This window comes from Candidatus Kapaibacterium sp. (genome assembly GCA_025059875.1).
Taxonomy (GTDB): Bacteria; Bacteroidota; Ignavibacteria; order Kapaibacteriales; family HRBIN21; genus HRBIN21.
The window spans coordinates 412,693-430,338 of the sequence record JANXCT010000002.1; the positions used below are offsets into that span (position 1 = coordinate 412,693).

Here is a 17,646-nt window from a genome sequence, read left to right on the forward strand (position 1 = left end):
CACCTCCTCTCTTCGTTCTGCAATAGGGCACGTAAAGGGCACGTCTTCCGCTGCCGTGTTGGCTTCTTCTGAGATCCATGCCACGCGCACGCCTGCTACGAACACCAACAGCAGCAATCATCACGCTCGGCTGCAGCAAGAATACGGTTGACTCAGAAAGGCTCGCAGCACATCTGCGGGTGCATGGCGTCCAGCTGACAGAACCAGCTGAGGCTGAGACACTCATCCTCAACACCTGTGGCTTCATAGAAGCCGCGAAGCAGGAGAGCATCGAAGCGATTATGGAAGCCCTTGAGCTAAAACGCTCTGGGCAAGTTCGCCGAGTCATCGTGTCGGGGTGCCTTTCGGCGCGGTACGCTGAAGTACTCCGTCAGGAGCTCCCCGAGGTGGATTACTTCTTCGGCACTGAGGCTTACGAACCCATCGTCCGCGCTGTTACGGGCGATTTCCGCTACGAGCTGGTAGGCGAACGGGAAGTCTCCACCCCCCAGCACTACGCCTACCTCAAAATTGCCGAAGGTTGCGACCATCCCTGTTCCTTCTGCGCCATCCCACTCATACGCGGACGCTACCGATCACGCCCGATAGAGCTTGTGCTCCAGGAAGCCCAGTGGCTTGTCCAGCGTGGGGCACGTGAGCTTATCTTGATTGCTCAGGACACGACGTACTACGGCGTAGACCTCTACGGCAAGCGTTGCATCGCAGACTTAGTAGCCGCTCTCAGCAGCCTGGAAGGAGTGGCATGGATACGCTTGCTCTACGCCTATCCCGCTCACTTTCCCGAAGAGCTCCTCGAGGTCATGGCTGATCATCCCAATGTCTGCCGCTACATAGACCTACCGCTCCAGCACATCTCTACCCCCGTCCTCAGCTCCATGCGACGGGGCGTGACCCGCCGAAGCATAGAGCGGCTGCTTGAAAGGATCCGCTCTCGACTACCCGGAATTACGTTACGCACCACCTTCATTGTGGGCTATCCGAACGAGACAGAGGAGCGGTTCGCTGAGCTTTACGAGTTCGTACGCCAAGCCCGCTTCGAACGGATGGGAGTCTTCCCGTATTCCCACGAAGAAGGAACGGCTGCCTGGATCCTCGGAGACCCTATCCCGCCTGAAGTCAAACAGGAGCGCCTCCGCGCCCTTATGGAGCTCCAACGGGAAATCTCCCTCGAGCTCAACCGAGCAACGATCGGCAAATCGCTCCAAGTTCTCATCGACGAGCAGATTGCCCCGAACGAGTACCGTGGGCGCACCGAGAGAGATGCTCCTGAGATTGACAACGAGGTCTTCGTCCGCTCAGAACGGCCACTAGAGGTTGGCACGTTCGTCACAGTCTCGATAGAAGATGCCACAGACTACGAGCTTTACGGTGTTGCAGCGGATTGCTGAAGTGCTCATCCTCCTGTGCGGACTATCCTCCCAAGCCATCGCCCAAGAGATTCGGCCGTTGGTCGACGTACTCTGCTTCGCTGCCGAGAACGCTGATTCTAACGCCCGCGTAGATGTCTGGACAATCGTCCCATACGCAGCCTTGAGCTTCAGACCGGCCGACACCGCTGGTTTTCGAGCTAGCTACACCCTCGGCGTCGTGATCTACGACAGCCTACGAGCGATCTCCCGCACCCACCGTTACATCCGGCATGTTACTGCTCCCTCATATGCAGTTGCCCAGGGAGCAACCGCTGGCTTTGATTACGTTCAGACTGTAGAGCACCTGTCTCCAGGCACGTACACAATTACCGTCGCTGTCACCGACAATGCCACAGAGCAGACATACTCTAGCGTGCGTCGCTATACAGTCCCGGACTACCGTCTCCCGGAGGTTGCCCTCAGTAGCATCGTGCTAGCAAGCAGCGTCGAGTTCCGGTCAGATCGACCTATTGTAACTCCCTTCTTCGCTGACAATCTCGCGCAACTGGAAGAACATCCCTTCGCTGTACTGGAAGCCTATGCAAAGGTCCCGCAAAGTAAGCTGACCGTGACGGCTGAGCTCCTGACGCCTGCAGCAAAGCCCTTAGCGCCACTATACCGACGGGAGCTGGACTCCCTTTGTCAGGGACGAACCCTCCTCGTCCTGCCGCTCAGTCTTCCAAAGGAACTCCCATCCGGGACCCAGCTCCTTCGAGTCCGAATAGAACGTGACAGTATCCCTCTGGCTCAGAGTGAGCGCTCCGTGAGCTTCCTCTGGACGTTCTGGGGAAGGGTGCTCGGTGACTTAGACCAAGCCATCCGCCAGCTCCGGTACGTTGCCACTCAGGAGCAGATGGACAGCATCGCGAGAGCCCCCACGCTGAGCGAGAAGCGACGCCGCTTTGAGGCTTTCTGGAGAGCACTGGATCCGACCCCAGAGACGCTCCGGAATGAAGCCTTCGAGGAATACTACGACCGGATTGCCCAAGCCAATCGCCTCTTCCGGAGCTATACCGAAGGCTGGCTTACCGATCGCGGCATGGTCTACGTGATCTTCGGCCCACCCTTACGTCGTGACCAGTTCCAGAGCGATGGCCGCCAGTACGAACGCTGGACTTACACCGACCGCGAGTTCCTCTTCGTGGACTACACTGGCTTTGAAGATTACCGCCTGCTCACACCTTTGCCGCCAAACGCGAAGTACCGCTACCGCGGCGGTTAACAGCATGCGGAGCACTTCCGGGTTAGGCAGGTGCAGTAGCGAGCACGAGCCAGCACAAGCCTCTTACCGCCCCCTTCCCTTCTTCGACGTCCTGTGGCCACCCTCGTTGGTAAGCCTAGCCAGGGTGACGAAGCATCTCTGCAATCCATGCCCAGAAAGGCATACCAAATCTGGCCGCACAAGGGTCATAACACTTTCAGCCCCAGCGCTAGGACATGGTGCTTTCAGTCCCAACGCTGCCCAATGATACTGGCCTCGATATCCCCAGCCAGACTCAACGGTCGCATGACTTGAGCACCCTTTAGAGAAGACATTTCCCCTCGCCACTGCGGTCACTGGCACGATGAGTATGCAGAAGGATTCCCTCCGCTGACTTAGCTGTCCCCGAGGACTCTAGTGAGCGCTGAGCTCGTTCACACAGGCTTCCGTCGTGCTGCCTAATAGAGAGCCGCTTTACATCCTCTTTCGGAGCAATGAGGCCATCGATGCACGATAGCCTTCGGCCTCCACCCAGCGGCGATTCTGCCAGCTACAGGGTAGCGGGGCCGACGAGACTCGAACTCGCGTCCTCCTGCGTGACAGGCAGGCGCTCTAACCAGCTGAGCTACGGCCCCAGTTGCCGTGGACCCGAGGGGATTTGAACCCCTGACCTCGTGAATGCCATTCACGCGCTCTCCCAACTGAGCTACGGGCCCAGCGACAGCGCTACAAAATTAGCAGGAATTCGCTATTCCAACTTCAACGAACCAGCAGCACTTGCCGCCACGTGCGTGTCCCTGCATGCACGATCAGCCCATACCAGCCAGGAGCGAGCCGAGGACTTGTCCACCTCTGCCCCGATCCTCCCCGCCAGCGGCAAAGCAGCCGCCCACAGGCATCAACGAGTGCCAGATGAGCAGAACTCCGCACCACGCAGTGCATGCGGTCCATCTCCTGCCAAACGTGGATTGGTGGCTCCCCACTGCCAGTCGTCCCTATATCCTGCGCCTTGGGAACCAGCTCAACGATCTTATCATCCCCTGGGCGAGGCGTCCCGCGACCATCCCTATTGCTCGTGCTGAGGAAGACTCGCCCTTGAGGAGTCACCAACACGTCGCGCAAACGCCCTACTCCCAGCGCATATGGGATCACTTCTGTTATGCGCCGGCCGTCGGCAGAGAGACGAAGCTGGTAGAGGGTGTTTCCCCGTAAGGTCGCCAAGAGCAGGGAATGACGGAACTGTGGCAGATGCGATAGCGCAGAGTCATAGTACGCCAGCCCACAGGGTGCAACAGTTGGCGTCCAGGCGTATAGTGGCGCCGCAACGTTCGAATCCCGACAGAATTGCTGCTCTGTTGGGGTGTCGCAGTAGCCTTCAACCGCTGGCCAGCCGTAGTTCCGGCCCGGCTGGAGGAGGTTGATCTCATCATCCGTGCTAGCCCCATGCTCGGAGCAGTAGACGATCCCGCCACGTCCCAGCGCTAACCCTTGGGAATTCCGTAGCCCCCACGCCCATATTGGGCTGCCGGGCAGAGGATTGTCCGCTGGAATACTGCCATCCCAGCGGATCCTCAGCACTTTGCCGCTTAACGAACGGAGGTCCTGCGAGAGCGACGGAATCCCGCCCTCCCCAACCGTCAGCAGCAGTGTCCCATCAGGCAAGTTCAAGAACCGGCAACCCGCATGGATATTCCCCACCCGGATTCCGGAAAGAAGAACTTGAGGGGCTGTTAGCGTATCCTCCGTAGCGTCGTAGCGATAGCGGACAATTCGCAACTCCACAGTGCTGCCAGTACTCACCGTATACGCTATGGCCACGTATGGAGAGTCCACAAAACGGGGATGGAGCGCCATGCCCAAAAGGCCCGTCTCAGTGTAGGCATAGAGCCCAGGAATGTCCGTTAGCAAAAGGCGCTGCTCGCCCGTCTCTGGATGAATCCGGCTGATCCGACCCGGGCGTTCCGTACACCACAGCCATCCATCAGCTCCCCAGAGCACGGACCAGGGCACCGTAAGTCCTTGCGCCACTACTCGGAGCTCAAACCCCCACTCCTGGGCTTTACAGGATAGCCCTCCCCAGGCACACCAAGCCAGTAACGTACCGAACAGTGCAAGCACCTGGGACTTAAGCATGCCGCCCTTCCGCTCCCGGAACGTTCAGCTCAGCAAACCATCGGACCACCTCCTCCACACTCCGCACTCCCTGATCACCAAGCCCATGCCGCCGAACCGCCACTGTGCCTGCCTCTACCTCCCTACGCCCGAGGATGAGCAGGAAGGGGATTTTGCGGTGTTCTGATTCAGCAATCTTCCGCTGCAGCCGTTCGGATCGAAGGTCCACCTGGACGCGATAACCAGCCTCCTGAAGCCGCTGCGCCAGTTCCATTGCCGCTGCATGCTGGGCATCGGTGATTGGCAACACCATCGCTTGGACAGGGGCCAGCCAGAAGGGGAAGTTGCCGGCGTAGTGCTCAATGAGAATCCCCACAAAGCGCTCCAGCGAACCGAAGGGAGCGCGATGGATGATCACCGGACGATGCGGTTGCCCGTCGGGGCCAATGTACTCCAACCGAAAGCGCTCGGGCATCACATAGTCAACCTGCACTGTCCCAAGCTGCCAACGCCGCCCGAGAGCATCACGAACAATGAAGTCGATCTTCGGCCCGTAGAAGGCCGCCTCTCCCAGCCCGATTTGGTACTGCAGACCCATTTCATCGGCCACCTCCTGGATCTCCCGCTGAGCACGCTCCCAGAGAGCCTTATCTCCACCGTACTTCGCGTCGTTGTCATCTCGGAAGGAGAGCCGTACATCTACGGGCATCCCAAAGCAGCGGAAGACGTACTGTGTCAGCTCCACGACGGCCTTGATCTCGTCCTTGAGTTGCTCTGGCGTGCAGTAAATGTGGGCATCGTCCTGGGTGAATCCGCGGACGCGAATTAGCCCGTTCAGCTCTCCGGACTGCTCGTATCGGTACACTGTCCCAAACTCCGCTAAGCGCAGCGGAAGCTCTCGGTAGCTGCGTGGCTTGGATGCGTAGATCTGGTGGTGATGCGGGCAATTCATGGGCTTGAGTAGGTACTGCTCCCGCTCATCCAGCTCCATCGGTGGGAACTGGGAGTCGGCGTAGTAAGGGTAATGGCCGGAAGTTTTGTAGAGCTCCAGGTTCCCGATGTGGGGGGTGATAACTTCTTGGTAACCGCGCTTCAACTGCTCCCGACGGAGGAAGTTCTCGAGAGTCCGACGCAACACTGTACCGTTCGGCAGCCAGATAGGGAGCCCGGGTCCAACCGCTGGGGTTAGCAGAAACAGCTCTAGCTCACGCCCCAACTTCCGATGGTCACGACGCTCCGCCTCCTCTCGAAGCTGCAGGAAGGCCTCCAACTGCTCCTCTCGCGGGAAGCAAATGCCATAGATGCGCGTCAGCATCTTGTTACGACTGTCCCCGCGCCAGTATGCCCCAGCAACACTCAAGAGCTTCGGATACCGGAGCATCCCCGTGGATGGCACATGGGTCCCTTTGCAGAGGTCGGTGAAGTTGCCCTGCCGGTAGAACGTGATCGGTTGCCCTCGGAGCTCCTCTAGAATCTCCAGCTTGTACGGGTTCCAGTTCCGACGATAGTAGTCCACAGCCTCCTCCCAAGAGACTTCAAAGCGCTCAAACGGAACATCCCGCTGGGCAAGCTCACGCATCACCTGCTCAATCCGAGGCAGGTCATCGGCCGTAATCGTCGTCCCTTCGGGAGGCTCAACGTCGTAGTAGAAGCCATTCTCTATTGGAGGGCCGATGGCGAACTTGATCCCGGGATACAGAAGCTCCAGCGCCTCTGCCATGAGATGAGCGGAAGAGTGCCAGAAGACCTGCATGCCCTCCGGGTCATCGAACGTCAGGACCCGTACTGTAGCGTCCTCCTGTAACTGCCGGGAGAGGTCGTAGATCGTGCCATTGACGACGATGCCAACAGCCTCGGAAGCTTTTTCAGGGAAGAGAGTGGCTACCACATCCCTACCCGTTACCCCCCTTGGGAATTCTACGGTGACCCCATCAGGGGCCGTAATCCGAATGCGTTGGGCCTCGCCGACGATGACCTCCGCCATGGTTTTAGGCTGCCGTCGCCCGAGAGACACACTCACCAGCAGGCAGCAAGACGTTCCTCTATCCGCTTTAGGGCACGACGACGCAGACCCCACTAATCCCTACGCTCGGCCCCATGTGCTGTGGCCAGAGCCTCCAAAGGTAGACCCCAGGAGCCACCCGAGCCGCCTGTACTGTATTCCCAGCCCATTTCCACTCGTTCTGTCCCACGACCACCGGGAGCTCTGCAGCGTACACAAGTTCCCCAACGGCGGAGAAGACCTCTGCCACAACTACCCCCTGCCCCTGCGGACCTTCGTAGAGGAACTGCACCGTGACATCCCTACCCGTGGGCTGCGGATACTGCCGCACAAAGCGGAGCGCTGGACGGTCCACTACCCGCAGCTCTATAGCGAGGGTATCACGCAATCCAGCAGCATCCTCAGCGATTCCCCATACAAAGACGCGCCCTACCGGCAGCCGCCATGGGACAAAGTGTAGCGCTGCCCGAACCGTTGGACCCCGCAACCGGACCGGGAGTGAGTCTACCTCCGCTGTCGTGAAGAACCTGTACTCCTGTGCCGTGAGGCTGTCTACTTGTCGTCCTTCAATCCACAGGCGTGGGAGTTGTGCTCGCGTTAGCGGCTTCGTTCGATCGTTGTCGTGAATAACAAGCCACAGCGTTGGCTGCCGAGATACGGCGGTGGCGGAATCCAGTGGAATGAAGACTTCGCCATCCTGCCACCACAACGTAAGCTGAGGCGGTATGGTATCCAGCCCAAGCCGATAGCTGGCCTCAGCCGTGTTGTTGAAGGAGTAGAGTTCGCCTGCTGCTGCCACTGTTGCCCTCAGGTTCCCCTCAGCATACCACCCTACCGTGGGCAGGCGGACGGTAAACTCCAAGGCCGTGTCCGGCGGGAGTATAGCTGAATGCGTCACAGTGTACTCCCCTTGTCCGGTGTTAGGCCAGACCGTGAAGCGGAAGCGAAGGGACGCAGCCTCAGCACGGAGAGCCCGATTCCAAACACGGAGCCTCACAGGCAGCGTATCCCCAAGCAGTGCCGTCCCAGGTACCAAAGAAGCCTGCGTCACACCAACCTCCCCCTGCGGCTCAAACGCCACACTTAGCTCCCGCAGTGTCGGGGTCACAGAATCCACAGCCCGTGCCTCCAGCTTGAGCTGAATGTAGGAGTACGGTTCCGACCGGAGGTCTATGGCGGTATCAGCAGGGCCAGTGTAGAGGATATCTGGCTCTCGCTCCTCTGCCTCACGGCGGCCGTAGATGGTCAAGAACCATGCAGAAGCGGGCGAGAGATAGGACTGGACCTGCTCCCACCGCCGTGCCGGTCCAATCCAAGGTGTCAGCACGTATCCCTCGGAGGCTCTGCGCTCCACGACCGCACTCAGCATGACGCTATCTCCCCGCCGAAATGCCTCAAAGGGAGACCGACCGCCACGATCTCCAACGAACACGAACGCAATTCCGGTCCGCTGCAAGGAATCCGCTAATCGAGAACCGTAGCGAGAACGCAGCACCTGGCGTAGGCTGTCCAACCGTGCTGGCGTCCAGCGCCATAGACCATCACCCGAAAGAGCCCATGCCACCATCTGTCCGGGGCGGAGGGAGTCTCGTAGCAGGCTCAGGAAGTGCTGGGCATCCTCTTCCTGCCCTGTCCGGCCCGTCCTATAGAAGCGGACCTGAGCAACCGTATCCCCGAGCGAGAACACCACTACTCCAATTCCCGCCTCCTGCTCCAGCTCCATGACTGTCCTACCGTCAAGGCGCAGCACAGCGCGAGTCCGAACGGGATCCGAGATAGCCTCCACTTGCCGCCTCCAGCGCCGGAGCTGAACGACGGACTGCCCATTAGCGCTTACCACCTCCATGTTCTGCAGGACTCCAGCACTCCAATCCGCACTATCCGACTGGCGCCACTGGACAGCACGAAAGGTCGGCAGCGTATCGGTCCAGAAAGGCACTTCCAGCCACTGCGTCCACAGGGTGTCTCCCCGTCGCACGGCTCGGATCCGGAAGAGATAACGACGTCCTGGCTGGAGCACGGCTGCCGGCTGCCAGTCTACGCACTCATCACGTAGCAGTAACTGCTCCTCCGTTGCTGCCTCTATCCGCTCTCCACCACTCCATAGTTCCGCCTCGTAACGGGAGTCAGCAGCCCTCCCCGAGGGATTCAGCACGCGAAATCGAACCCGTCCCGCTGTCACATGCCAGAACGGTAACGGCTCCAATGGTACCAGAAGCGGCTCGCGGAGTACGTACTCCAGCACCGCTTCATTGTTCTGCCACGTACGCTCTGGCACGAGACTATCCGGGTTGAGCTGTACCCACAACTGATGCCTCCCAGCACTCTGCCACTCCGAAGGGAGCGGAATGTCTACTGTAGTCTGTCGTCGGACTGGGCTAACCCCAATCCACACTGAATCCCATCCCTGGGGGCTCCGATGTACCAGACGTAGCCGCCACTGGCGCGACGGCACAATCCCTAAGTTCCCAACAGCTACCCGAACCCACAACGAATCTCCACGAAGCGCCTCCCCCAGCGGACGGCCATCTCCACGGTGGATGAACGGACCGGAGGCGATGAAGAACTCAGGGACTGTGTCAACAGGGAAGCGGAGCAGCGGATCCCCTAAGAGCGTATGTTGCAGGACCGTTGCTCGGTAAACATCTTGAGCCACAAACCCTGCTAGCGGTAGCCGCGCTGCAGTGTACGCCACGCCTAAGAGCCGAATTCCCTCTTCCACAAGTGCGCGGAAGAAGTGGTGCTGAACCGTCTTCTCCACAATGTCCCATCCAATCCCAGCCATCCCCATCGCTGCCACCATCCCGCCGGGGACGGTGACATACTGTTCGTTGTAAGCACGCACGTAGGGCACCGCGAAGTTGCCCATCGAGCACGAGAGCGTCATCAGGATGCTGTAGTGCTCCACATTTGTCAGCCGCTGTGGTTCCCAGCCCTGGACCTCCATGTTGGCCTCCGCCCCGTGGCCGAAGTAGATCGTCAGCCCCACTCCCTCCTGGAGTACCTGCCGGATTTGCGGTCCGTAACGGCTGCTGCTGGGTTCAGGAGTCTCCTTCTGGACTACAGTCGGTTCCATGCCAAGCCAATCCGTGAGCCACTGGTAGTAGGTCTCCATCGTGTTGTTGAAGCCATAGCCGAAGATGAGGAGCGCACGCTTACGCCAGAGCTCTGCGGCAGCATCCTCCCACGCTGCCAGCTTCCCAAGAACTACCGCTGCCTCAGCACTGTCGGCCGCGGGAATCCGCCCAATGAAGAGCTCGGGCAGGTAGTCATCGCCCTGCAGGAGGGTATACCAGTAGTCGCTCGGAGGCACTCCATAGGCCGGCACCAAGTTCGGCTTCCGGTGCCCCAGTAGATTCCGGGCATCCCAACTCGCAGAGCCGAACAGCAACACGAACTGCGGAGCTGGCGACCGCCACCGCTCGTAGGCGTACCGTAGGAAGGCCTTGATTGCATGTGGCGTCAACCGACCGAAGCCAAATGCAGAGCTGATCTCGACTGTCGTCACGATACGACTCCGTATCCCATGCGTCTGCTGCCGCATCTGGGCCCACTGTCGGGCTGCTGCCAGGAGCTGGGGCGGAGCGATGATGATAGCGTCCGCTTGCGGTTCTGCTGCAAGGAGAGAAGGCGGTTGCAGACGCTCTACGCCTATCGGCTGCCAACGTCGCTCATCGGCCACCCACAAGACAGCCGTGTCGCGCCTTGACAAGCTTATCTCAACCCGGTACTGCCCGCTACCCTGCGGAAAGCTCCAGAACAGATTCGCCCACTCCCCTTCGGCAGCCGCACGCTCATACAGAGGTAACGTATCGCCGCGGCGGAGTACCCAGACCCATGCTTGGCCTCCCCGTGTCTGCTCGCCCTGCTGTAGGCCCCACGTCCTAAGTAGTTCCGTCACCGCCGTCGGTAGCGACTCCGTAACAGCCCCGACGACGAACGTCCCTGAAGGTAACTGCACAAGGAGCCGCTGTAGACTGGCAGCATCCCCTTGAATCCACCGCAACTGCTGCTCGTACTGCGGCGGCTGCCACCAAAGGAGGAGCGTCCCCCGTTCTTCCCTGCGAACTACCAAGCTGTCCCCTATGAAGAGCTCTGTCAGCGGCTGTCTGCCCGACCGCGCAGCAACACGAACGACCCTCTCGGGAGTTCCCTCCAAAAGGGCCGCCCGCCAGCGCAGTGTATCAATGGCCATCGCTCGCCGCGTCCGGAAGCCATGGAGAACCAAGCGCGCAGCGGAGTCCGATGTGGTAACCCTGCCATGCCACTGGCCACCGTATGCTACAGGTCCGGGACGTAGAATGAGCTCCCATGCATCAATCCCTTGCTCCGCCACGGAGCAGACAGCTACCGTGTCCGCAGGCAAGGAGCTCACTGCCACCACATTCCAACCCGCTGACCACCGGCTGGGAGGGAGCTTCCATTGCCCATCCATACCACCCCATCCACTCCTCTGGACCGCACCGACCGTGTCCCCGTTGAGGAAGACCATCAGCCGATGCTCCGGAGCACAGGTACTCAGGCTGTTGAGAGCATATCCGATGAGTCGGACCGATATCGAGTCCGTTGCTACCAGTTGAAGCGAATCTCTCCACTTACCCCCAGCTCGCATTGTACTCCAGTACCACCCCTCACCGGGAGCTGTCTCAGTCCAGTTGCGGAAGAAGCCCACGTTCGCTCCCGAAACGTAGACCCTATCGGATTCCCGCCAGAACCTAGTCGGGAGAATATCAGCCTCAGCCAATGGGGACCCATCCGCCTGTAATGGGAGGAAGCGCAGGCCACTGCCGCTGTCGCGCAGTACCAGGAAGAACGGCTCTTCGGCAGTGTAGGCATCCAGCCACGTCGTATCGCCAGCTGGACGGCGCCCAAAGAACAAGAGGGTGTCTGAGTCATCCAGGCTCCCGTCTCGATCAAGCAAAAGACAAGGGGTGGCCATCCCGCGCCAGAGTAGCTCTAGACGGGATGTGGAAGTCCCTCTCCACTCCGGCATCACCTCCAAAACCCGGCGGAGCGGTACTACCGCAATGCCGTCGGAGAGCGTGGTCAACTTGACGATCGGGCGCTCAAACCTAAAAGGCTCCGTTCCTCCATGGAGACCTTCAGTACTACGAAAGCCGAGAGCATGCTCTGGGTTGAGGAGTTGACGTGCCCATTCCCACTCTCCCGGTGCCCAGGAGCCAATCGAAGCTAGTACCTTCATCGGCTCTGGATACCGTATCCGAAGCCGCAGCGCCGCCCACAGGCTTAGCCGACGTCGGTCTGCGTCGTACCTCCAAGGACACACCCGAAGCACCGCTACTGGGATGCCACGCCAAATTCCTGCGTATCGTAGCGCCACTCCAGCCTCAGCTGACCGTGCTTCTGCTGCTGCCGACCCCAGCAATGCTTCACCTACTGTGGCAAGCGCTACATTCTCCCAGTGCCGCTGGTGGACCACTGTGACTTCGACATCGGGGAGCTGTCCCAGACGAGGAATGGCAAGCCAGAACTGCAAGCACTCGCATGCTGGTGCTGCAGAATCCGGTATGAAGAATGCTCCCCTCTCCGCCAGGAATGCCCCGTAGCGTCCAGTCGACAACTGACGAATCTCTGCGCGAGGGAGATGGAGCTCTAGCTCTATTCCCGCGGGAGAAAGTTGCCGTTGCACTGCCGCCGATAGCAGCGCAACACTACTGACGCAGGCCATAAGGACTTGCTTAACTCGCATGCCGAGGTGCTGACAGCACCCCCCATTGCCCATAACTACCGACAAAGCACCTAAACTTTATTGCCGTCCTTGTCTTTGGTCTCCGTTGCTTCCCGGATCCCGATCAGGATTTTCTGGCTGATCTCCTCTGCCACCATCCGCTTGATCTTGTCGTCAGAGGTGAGGTATTCGGTAATAGCCTCCTCGACTCGCCTGCGGATGAGCTCCGTCGTTCCGCCCTCCAGTGCTTCTGCCAAGCGATGGATATCGCGAGACTGCTGCTCCAGTGTCTCCAGCTGCCCGCGAGCTGCATCCTCCATCTTCTTCAGCATCTTGTCCACTCGCTCTTCTGCCTCCGTGTAGAAGAGCGTAAACGCCAGCAGTGCTAACATCGAGAACTCCAGGAAGATAGCAAAGAGAATCAGGCTTGGCCGGGTAGCCGGGATAAACTTCAGCCCGCGAATACCGATCGCAATGATGAGCAGCGCTGCCCCCCCGTACGCCAACCCTGTCACAGCGTTAGAGTACTGCTCTGCGAAATGGTGACTCATGTAGAGCCGTAGCGCCTTGCCAATCTTGAGCCGGTTTTGGCGCCAGAGCTGAGCTGCACGAGTATCCACAATCTCACGCGCAACGAAGTCCGAGAAGTATTCCCGGATGCGGTTGTCTAGAATTTCACGCCGGAAACGGGCAGGGTCTACATCAGGGGTGAAGACCTCTTCGAACCGCAGTGGGTACTTCCGCGAAGCTACTTGCTCTTCCGAAGTCGTCCGCTCCCAGACATAGGCAAAGACACGACGGAGAGTGTTCCACTCCAGCTGTGCCAGTTCCTCGTCCCGCATCACTAGAATGTCGATTACCTCCTCGTTGAAGCCTGTCTGGATACGCACCTTCGCCTTCGTCTCTTCAATCGCTTCTTCCACCTTCGCCGCCATGAGCCCGATGGAAGGAGGCAGGATCAATGTCAGCAGGATAGCTAGCAGGAATCCAATGTCCAGCGACAGAATAATGAATCCAAAGGGTTCCAGGATGATCGGATCCTCGCCGAGTTTTGGGGCTTTTGCGAGCCACTCACTGGCAGCTTTCGTGTAGCCGTGCTCCCACTCATTACGGGCTTTTGGGGTAAAGTCAAAGATGTATTCGCGGTTGATGTACTCCCGCCGAACCTCCATGCCTGCGAACTTCTCTCCCTCAGCAGAGGGTGTAGCATAAACACCGCGGAAGTTGACCAGCGACTTGCCAGTTGCTGGCTTGAACTGGGAGACGAAGAAGTACTCCACTATCCGCGGGAGCAGAAACGTGTGGAATAGCCACGTAGTCCCCACGAAGAGCATGGCAAAGACCACATAATGCGGCAGTCCTGCTCGAGCCGAACGATCCTGCCTTACCTTTGCCATCCCTAACTCCTATCGTGCTTGACTAGACCATTGTAACTTGCAAAACTGCAATATAAGACGTTTACTCTTTCCTACCAAAGCCGCCGGGACACGAGCTAAGACCTCTTCTTCGTTTTCCCTACTGCTGTGAAACGTGTTTTCGGAGCTAGCTATGGGGCAGCTGTTAGAAGTGCTGCCGACACTCGCCTCGCCAGATGCTGCTGCATATGAGCCGATGTTCCCCGTACGCCCAGAAGAGGTACTGCAGGAGCTTTGCCAGCATATCCTCGTAGACGGGTTCGACCTAGTAGTGGATCTGGAACGCAGCACCCCATCTTCCATCGTCGACGCCCGGTCTGGCAAAGAGTACCTAGATCTCTTCACTTGCTTCGCCTCCATGCCCCTCGGGTTCAACCACCCTAAGCTCTTCGAGCCAGGCTTCCTGCGAATGCTCCTCCTTGCGGCACTCAACAAGCCTTCCAACTCCGACCTCTACACCGAGATCTACGCAACATTTGTCAAGACCCTCTTCGCCATAGCTGCTCCGCCAGCATTCCGGTACGCCTTCTTCATCGAGGGCGGCGCACTAGCAGTAGAAAACGCGCTGAAGGTTGCCTTCGACTGGAAAGTCCGCCGAAACTTCCGCAAGGGATACGCCTTTGAACATGGGCACCGAATTCTGCACTTCCGTCAAGCCTTCCATGGACGCAGCGGTTACACCCTATCCTTGACCAACACCAACCCCATCAAGACGATGTACTTCCCTAAGTTCCCGTGGCCGCGCGTCCACAACCCAGCCCTCCGCTTCCCAATCACGGACGCAGAGTTAGAGCGCGTTGAGCGTGAAGAGCGCCAAGTCATCGCTGACATCCTCCAGGCTTTTCATGACTACAAAGATGACATCGCCGCCATCATCATAGAGCCGATCCAAGGTGAGGGCGGAGACAATCACTTCCGACCAGAGTTCCTCCAGGCTCTGCGCCAAATAGCGGATGAGAACGAAGCACTGCTGATCTTCGACGAAGTCCAAACCGGTGTTGGCCTCACCGGGACGATGTGGGCACACGAACAGATGGGCGTGACCCCCGACATCCTGGTCTTCGGCAAGAAGATGCAGGTCTGTGGCATCTTGGTTACCGACCGAGTCGACACGGAGCCTGAAAATGTCTTCCACGTACCCGGCCGTATTAACTCTACGTGGGGCGGGAACCTAGTGGACATGTTGCGTGCAACACGCTACTTGGAGATCATCTACTCGGAGCGATTGCTGGAAAATGCACAGCGAGTCGGAGAGTACTTACAGCAACGTCTTCAGGGCCTCGCTCAGGAATTCCCCGAACTCCTCAGCAATGTCCGCGGGCGTGGTCTCTTCTGTGCCTTCGATCTACCGAATCCTACGGTACGTCAGCACTTTCGGCGACTGGCCTTCGAAGCAGGGCTCCTTCTCCTACCGTGTGGCGAACGCTCTATCCGCTTCCGCCCACCACTGAACATAACGCCGGACATTGTGGACGAAGCGATTGACCGAATCGCTTCCTTCCTACCGCAGCTCCGCCACTCTGTTATGGCCTAAGATAGGCCGCTGCGCGCTCTACTAAGCGCTGGCACACCTCAGGGAGCTCGCCATTCGAGATACGAGCTCCTGCGGCATGTTCGTGACCTCCACCTCCGAACTCTGCTGCAAGCTCATGAACTGATATCCCGGCTCGTGAGCGGAAGGAGACTTTGATTCCACCCTCCATCGGCAGCTCTACAACTAACAACCCAATCTGCACGCCTTCAACAGAAAGTGTGTACTGAGCAAAGCCCTCAATGTCCTCCTCTACAGCTCCTGTCCGAAGGAAGGCCTCCCTCGGCACAACCAGCAGACACACTCTCCCACCGTGGTAGAGTTCCATTCCGGCCAGCACTTCTCCGAGCAGGCGCATCCGCGCCAGCGACCATGAGTGGAAAACATGGTCATGCACTGTTGGGATATCTACCCCCAGCTCTACCAGTTCCGCGACCGTTCGGTGGGCAGCCGCAGACGTGTTGGAGTAGGCAAAGCTGCCCGTATCGGTCATAATGGCTGTGTAGAGGGCTATCCCTATCTCTCGTTGCCGATAAGGTCCACCGAGGAACCGGAGGAAACGCCACACGAGCTCGCCCGTAGCACATGCCGTAGGGTCGATGACGTAGACGTCAGCAAACGGCTGGGGAGAGAGGTGGTGGTCAATTACGACTTTCCGCGCAGGCGAGTTCGCTACACTTTGTGCTAGAGCTCCTAAACGACTCAGCTCACTGGTGTCTACCACAACGATGACGTCGGCTGTCCCGACGATAGCCTTGTGCTCTGCAACCTTCCATTGCTCAATCTCTTCCGCACCCGGCAAGAAACGCAATGGCGCCGGCACCGAGCTGTGGAGGATGATGCGAACGTCTTTCCCTTGCTGCCGTAGGTAGTGCCAAAGGGCTAGCGCTGAGCCAATCCCATCACCGTCGGGATGGATGTGAGTAGTAAGGACGATGGAGCGACTCTGGCAAAGCAACTGTCGTGCTGCTGCAAATGCCGCTCCGAGGCTCCCCTGCCCCACACTTATGCCTCCTCTGCTGGGACAAGTCGGAGGTGGGTAATCTCTGGTGGAGCGTTCCACCGAACGGGGATGCCAACTGTGCCAATACCTCGAGTGACATACATCCAAGCCTGCGGACGGTGCATAGACCAGTATGTGCCAGCAAGATAGGGGGAGACGATTGCTGCTGGTGCAAGCCTCAAACTACCAAGTTCTGCCAATACAATCTGCCCACCATGGGTGTGGCCTGAAAGAACCGCGTCCGCCCCTAGCAAGACAAGATGCTCAAAGTAGTAGGGCCGATGGCAAGCAACGATACGTGGCCGAGGGAGATCCTGCAAGAGGCTCTCCCAGCGTGAAAGCATCCCGTCTGGATCGGCTGCACCTTCTACGTAAGCTGGAAGCAATCGAGCATAGAAGTCATCCAACCCGGCCAGAGTTAGCCGACTGCCATTCCGCTCCAGGACGACGGCTTCGTTCCGCAAGAGGCGAATTCCCGCCTGCTCGATCTCACGGCAGATCCGCTCGACCTCTCCAGAGAAGTAGTCGTGATTACCTGTGACCGCGTATACGCCCAGCGGAGCCGAGAGGCCAGCAAACGCTTCTGCAAAGGGGTAGATTTCTGCCGTTCGGTTGATGATGAAGTCACCTGGCAGGACGACTACATCGCACCCTAACTCTTCGAGCTCTCGCCGATACTGCTCCATTTGGAAGCGCTGCATGAAGGGCCCCGAGTGGATATCGCTCACCACGCCGATTCGGAGCCCCGCCAGCTCCGGCGGAAGTCCTGAAACCGGTAGCTCGACGAACTCAACGTGCCCACGGCGTGGACGCGTCGTTGCCAGGAGCTGGGCTGAGCCAACGATACTGATGCCGCTGAGGACAGCAAAGCGTAGGAAGGAACGCCGCTGTGAGGACACCGGGACATTGGCAGGATTTCCTGCCGCAACCTTGCACCGAGCCACTGCCCGCCACACTGTAAGCCCTAGCCCACTGAGCACGACTGCTAATCCAAAGAACCAGGCAACATACCACACCGTGGCCGGGAGTTCCAGTAGCATCCCCTTGTACAGCAGCAGCCAGTAGAAGAAGGGAGCATGAGCCATTAGCAGCACCAGGGCAATGAGACTTCTCCGCGTAGAGCTAGCCTGTTGTCGCCACAGCCACAGCCATCCTGGAAGCTGTAGCACAATTAGGCCGAGTAGCCCTGCCACTGCGCACACAAATGCAGTCGTCCCGTCTGGCATCGCGGGAGCAGCGTCCACAATTCGGGGTTAGAGACGAACAGGGAGCAACTCGTGTAGG

Annotated in this window: 9 protein-coding genes and 2 tRNA genes; 3 read left to right on the forward strand and 8 right to left on the reverse strand. The window is 58.9% G+C overall.

Features of this window, described 5'->3' with window-relative positions:
- Positions 1–77 precede the first annotated feature (77 nt).
- Both rimO and NZ960_04430 read left to right on the forward strand, forming a co-directional pair.
- Positions 78–1,388, forward strand: a complete 1,311-nt coding sequence (gene rimO / locus NZ960_04425; protein ID MCS7176856.1) for a 30S ribosomal protein S12 methylthiotransferase RimO — start codon at positions 78–80, stop codon at positions 1,386–1,388.
- Entirely contained in the window at positions 1,345–2,631 is a 1,287-nt protein-coding gene (locus NZ960_04430; protein MCS7176857.1) for a GWxTD domain-containing protein, read from the forward strand. Before rimO ends, NZ960_04430 begins: the two co-directional genes overlap by 44 nt.
- A 540-nt stretch (positions 2,632–3,171) precedes the next feature.
- Here NZ960_04430 and NZ960_04435 read toward each other — a convergent pair.
- The 6 genes from NZ960_04435 to NZ960_04460 form a co-directional block, all read right to left on the reverse strand.
- Positions 3,172–3,245, reverse strand: a tRNA-Asp gene (locus tag NZ960_04435).
- Positions 3,246–3,253: 8 nt separating this feature from the next.
- Positions 3,254–3,326 (reverse strand) — tRNA-Ala (locus NZ960_04440).
- A gap of 43 nt (positions 3,327–3,369) precedes the next feature.
- Complete coding sequence (locus NZ960_04445) at positions 3,370–4,743, reverse strand: PQQ-dependent sugar dehydrogenase (protein MCS7176858.1); 1,374 nt, start codon at positions 4,741–4,743, stop codon at positions 3,370–3,372.
- Positions 4,736–6,706, reverse strand: coding sequence for a threonine--tRNA ligase (thrS, locus tag NZ960_04450; protein ID MCS7176859.1), 1,971 nt, complete (start codon positions 6,704–6,706; stop codon positions 4,736–4,738). Before thrS ends, NZ960_04445 begins: the two co-directional genes overlap by 8 nt.
- 67 nt (positions 6,707–6,773) lie before the next feature.
- On the reverse strand, positions 6,774–12,434 hold the full coding sequence (locus tag NZ960_04455; protein MCS7176860.1) for a C25 family cysteine peptidase: 5,661 nt from the start codon (positions 12,432–12,434) through the stop codon (positions 6,774–6,776).
- Positions 12,435–12,484: 50 nt separating this feature from the next.
- Positions 12,485–13,810, reverse strand: a complete 1,326-nt coding sequence (locus NZ960_04460) for a hypothetical protein (protein ID MCS7176861.1) — start codon at positions 13,808–13,810, stop codon at positions 12,485–12,487.
- 214 nt (positions 13,811–14,024) lie between these two features.
- Between NZ960_04460 and lat the strand changes: the two genes are divergently transcribed.
- The gene (gene lat, locus NZ960_04465; GenBank protein ID MCS7176862.1) at positions 14,025–15,362 is read left to right on the forward strand and encodes an L-lysine 6-transaminase; all 1,338 of its coding nucleotides are present in this window, start codon (positions 14,025–14,027) and stop codon (positions 15,360–15,362) included.
- Here the strand turns inward: lat and NZ960_04470 are convergent.
- Both NZ960_04470 and NZ960_04475 read right to left on the reverse strand, forming a co-directional pair.
- A complete protein-coding gene (locus tag NZ960_04470; GenBank protein MCS7176863.1) occupies positions 15,352–16,362 on the reverse strand; it encodes a DHH family phosphoesterase in 1,011 nt (336 codons plus the stop codon). The two genes, lat and NZ960_04470, sit on opposite strands and share 11 nt — an antisense overlap.
- 2 nt (positions 16,363–16,364) lie before the next feature.
- Positions 16,365–17,588 carry a metallophosphoesterase gene (locus NZ960_04475; protein MCS7176864.1) on the reverse strand — a complete coding sequence of 408 codons (1,224 nt, stop codon included), beginning with the start codon at positions 17,586–17,588 and terminating at the stop codon, positions 16,365–16,367.
- Positions 17,589–17,646: the final 58 nt, after the last annotated feature.

Coding starts and splice junctions, on each gene's coding strand:
- rimO (MCS7176856.1), top strand. CDS start 78: ATGCCACGCGCACGCCTGCTACGAACACCAACAGCAGCAATCATCACG.
- NZ960_04455 (MCS7176860.1), bottom strand. CDS start 12,434: ATGCGAGTTAAGCAAGTCCTTATGGCCTGCGTCAGTAGTGTTGCGCTG.
- NZ960_04430 (MCS7176857.1), top strand. CDS start 1,345: ATGCCACAGACTACGAGCTTTACGGTGTTGCAGCGGATTGCTGAAGTG.
- thrS (MCS7176859.1), bottom strand. CDS start 6,706: ATGGCGGAGGTCATCGTCGGCGAGGCCCAACGCATTCGGATTACGGCC.
- NZ960_04475 (MCS7176864.1), bottom strand. CDS start 17,588: ATGCCAGACGGGACGACTGCATTTGTGTGCGCAGTGGCAGGGCTACTC.
- NZ960_04445 (MCS7176858.1), bottom strand. CDS start 4,743: ATGCTTAAGTCCCAGGTGCTTGCACTGTTCGGTACGTTACTGGCTTGG.
- NZ960_04460 (MCS7176861.1), bottom strand. CDS start 13,810: ATGGCAAAGGTAAGGCAGGATCGTTCGGCTCGAGCAGGACTGCCGCAT.
- lat (MCS7176862.1), top strand. CDS start 14,025: ATGTTCCCCGTACGCCCAGAAGAGGTACTGCAGGAGCTTTGCCAGCAT.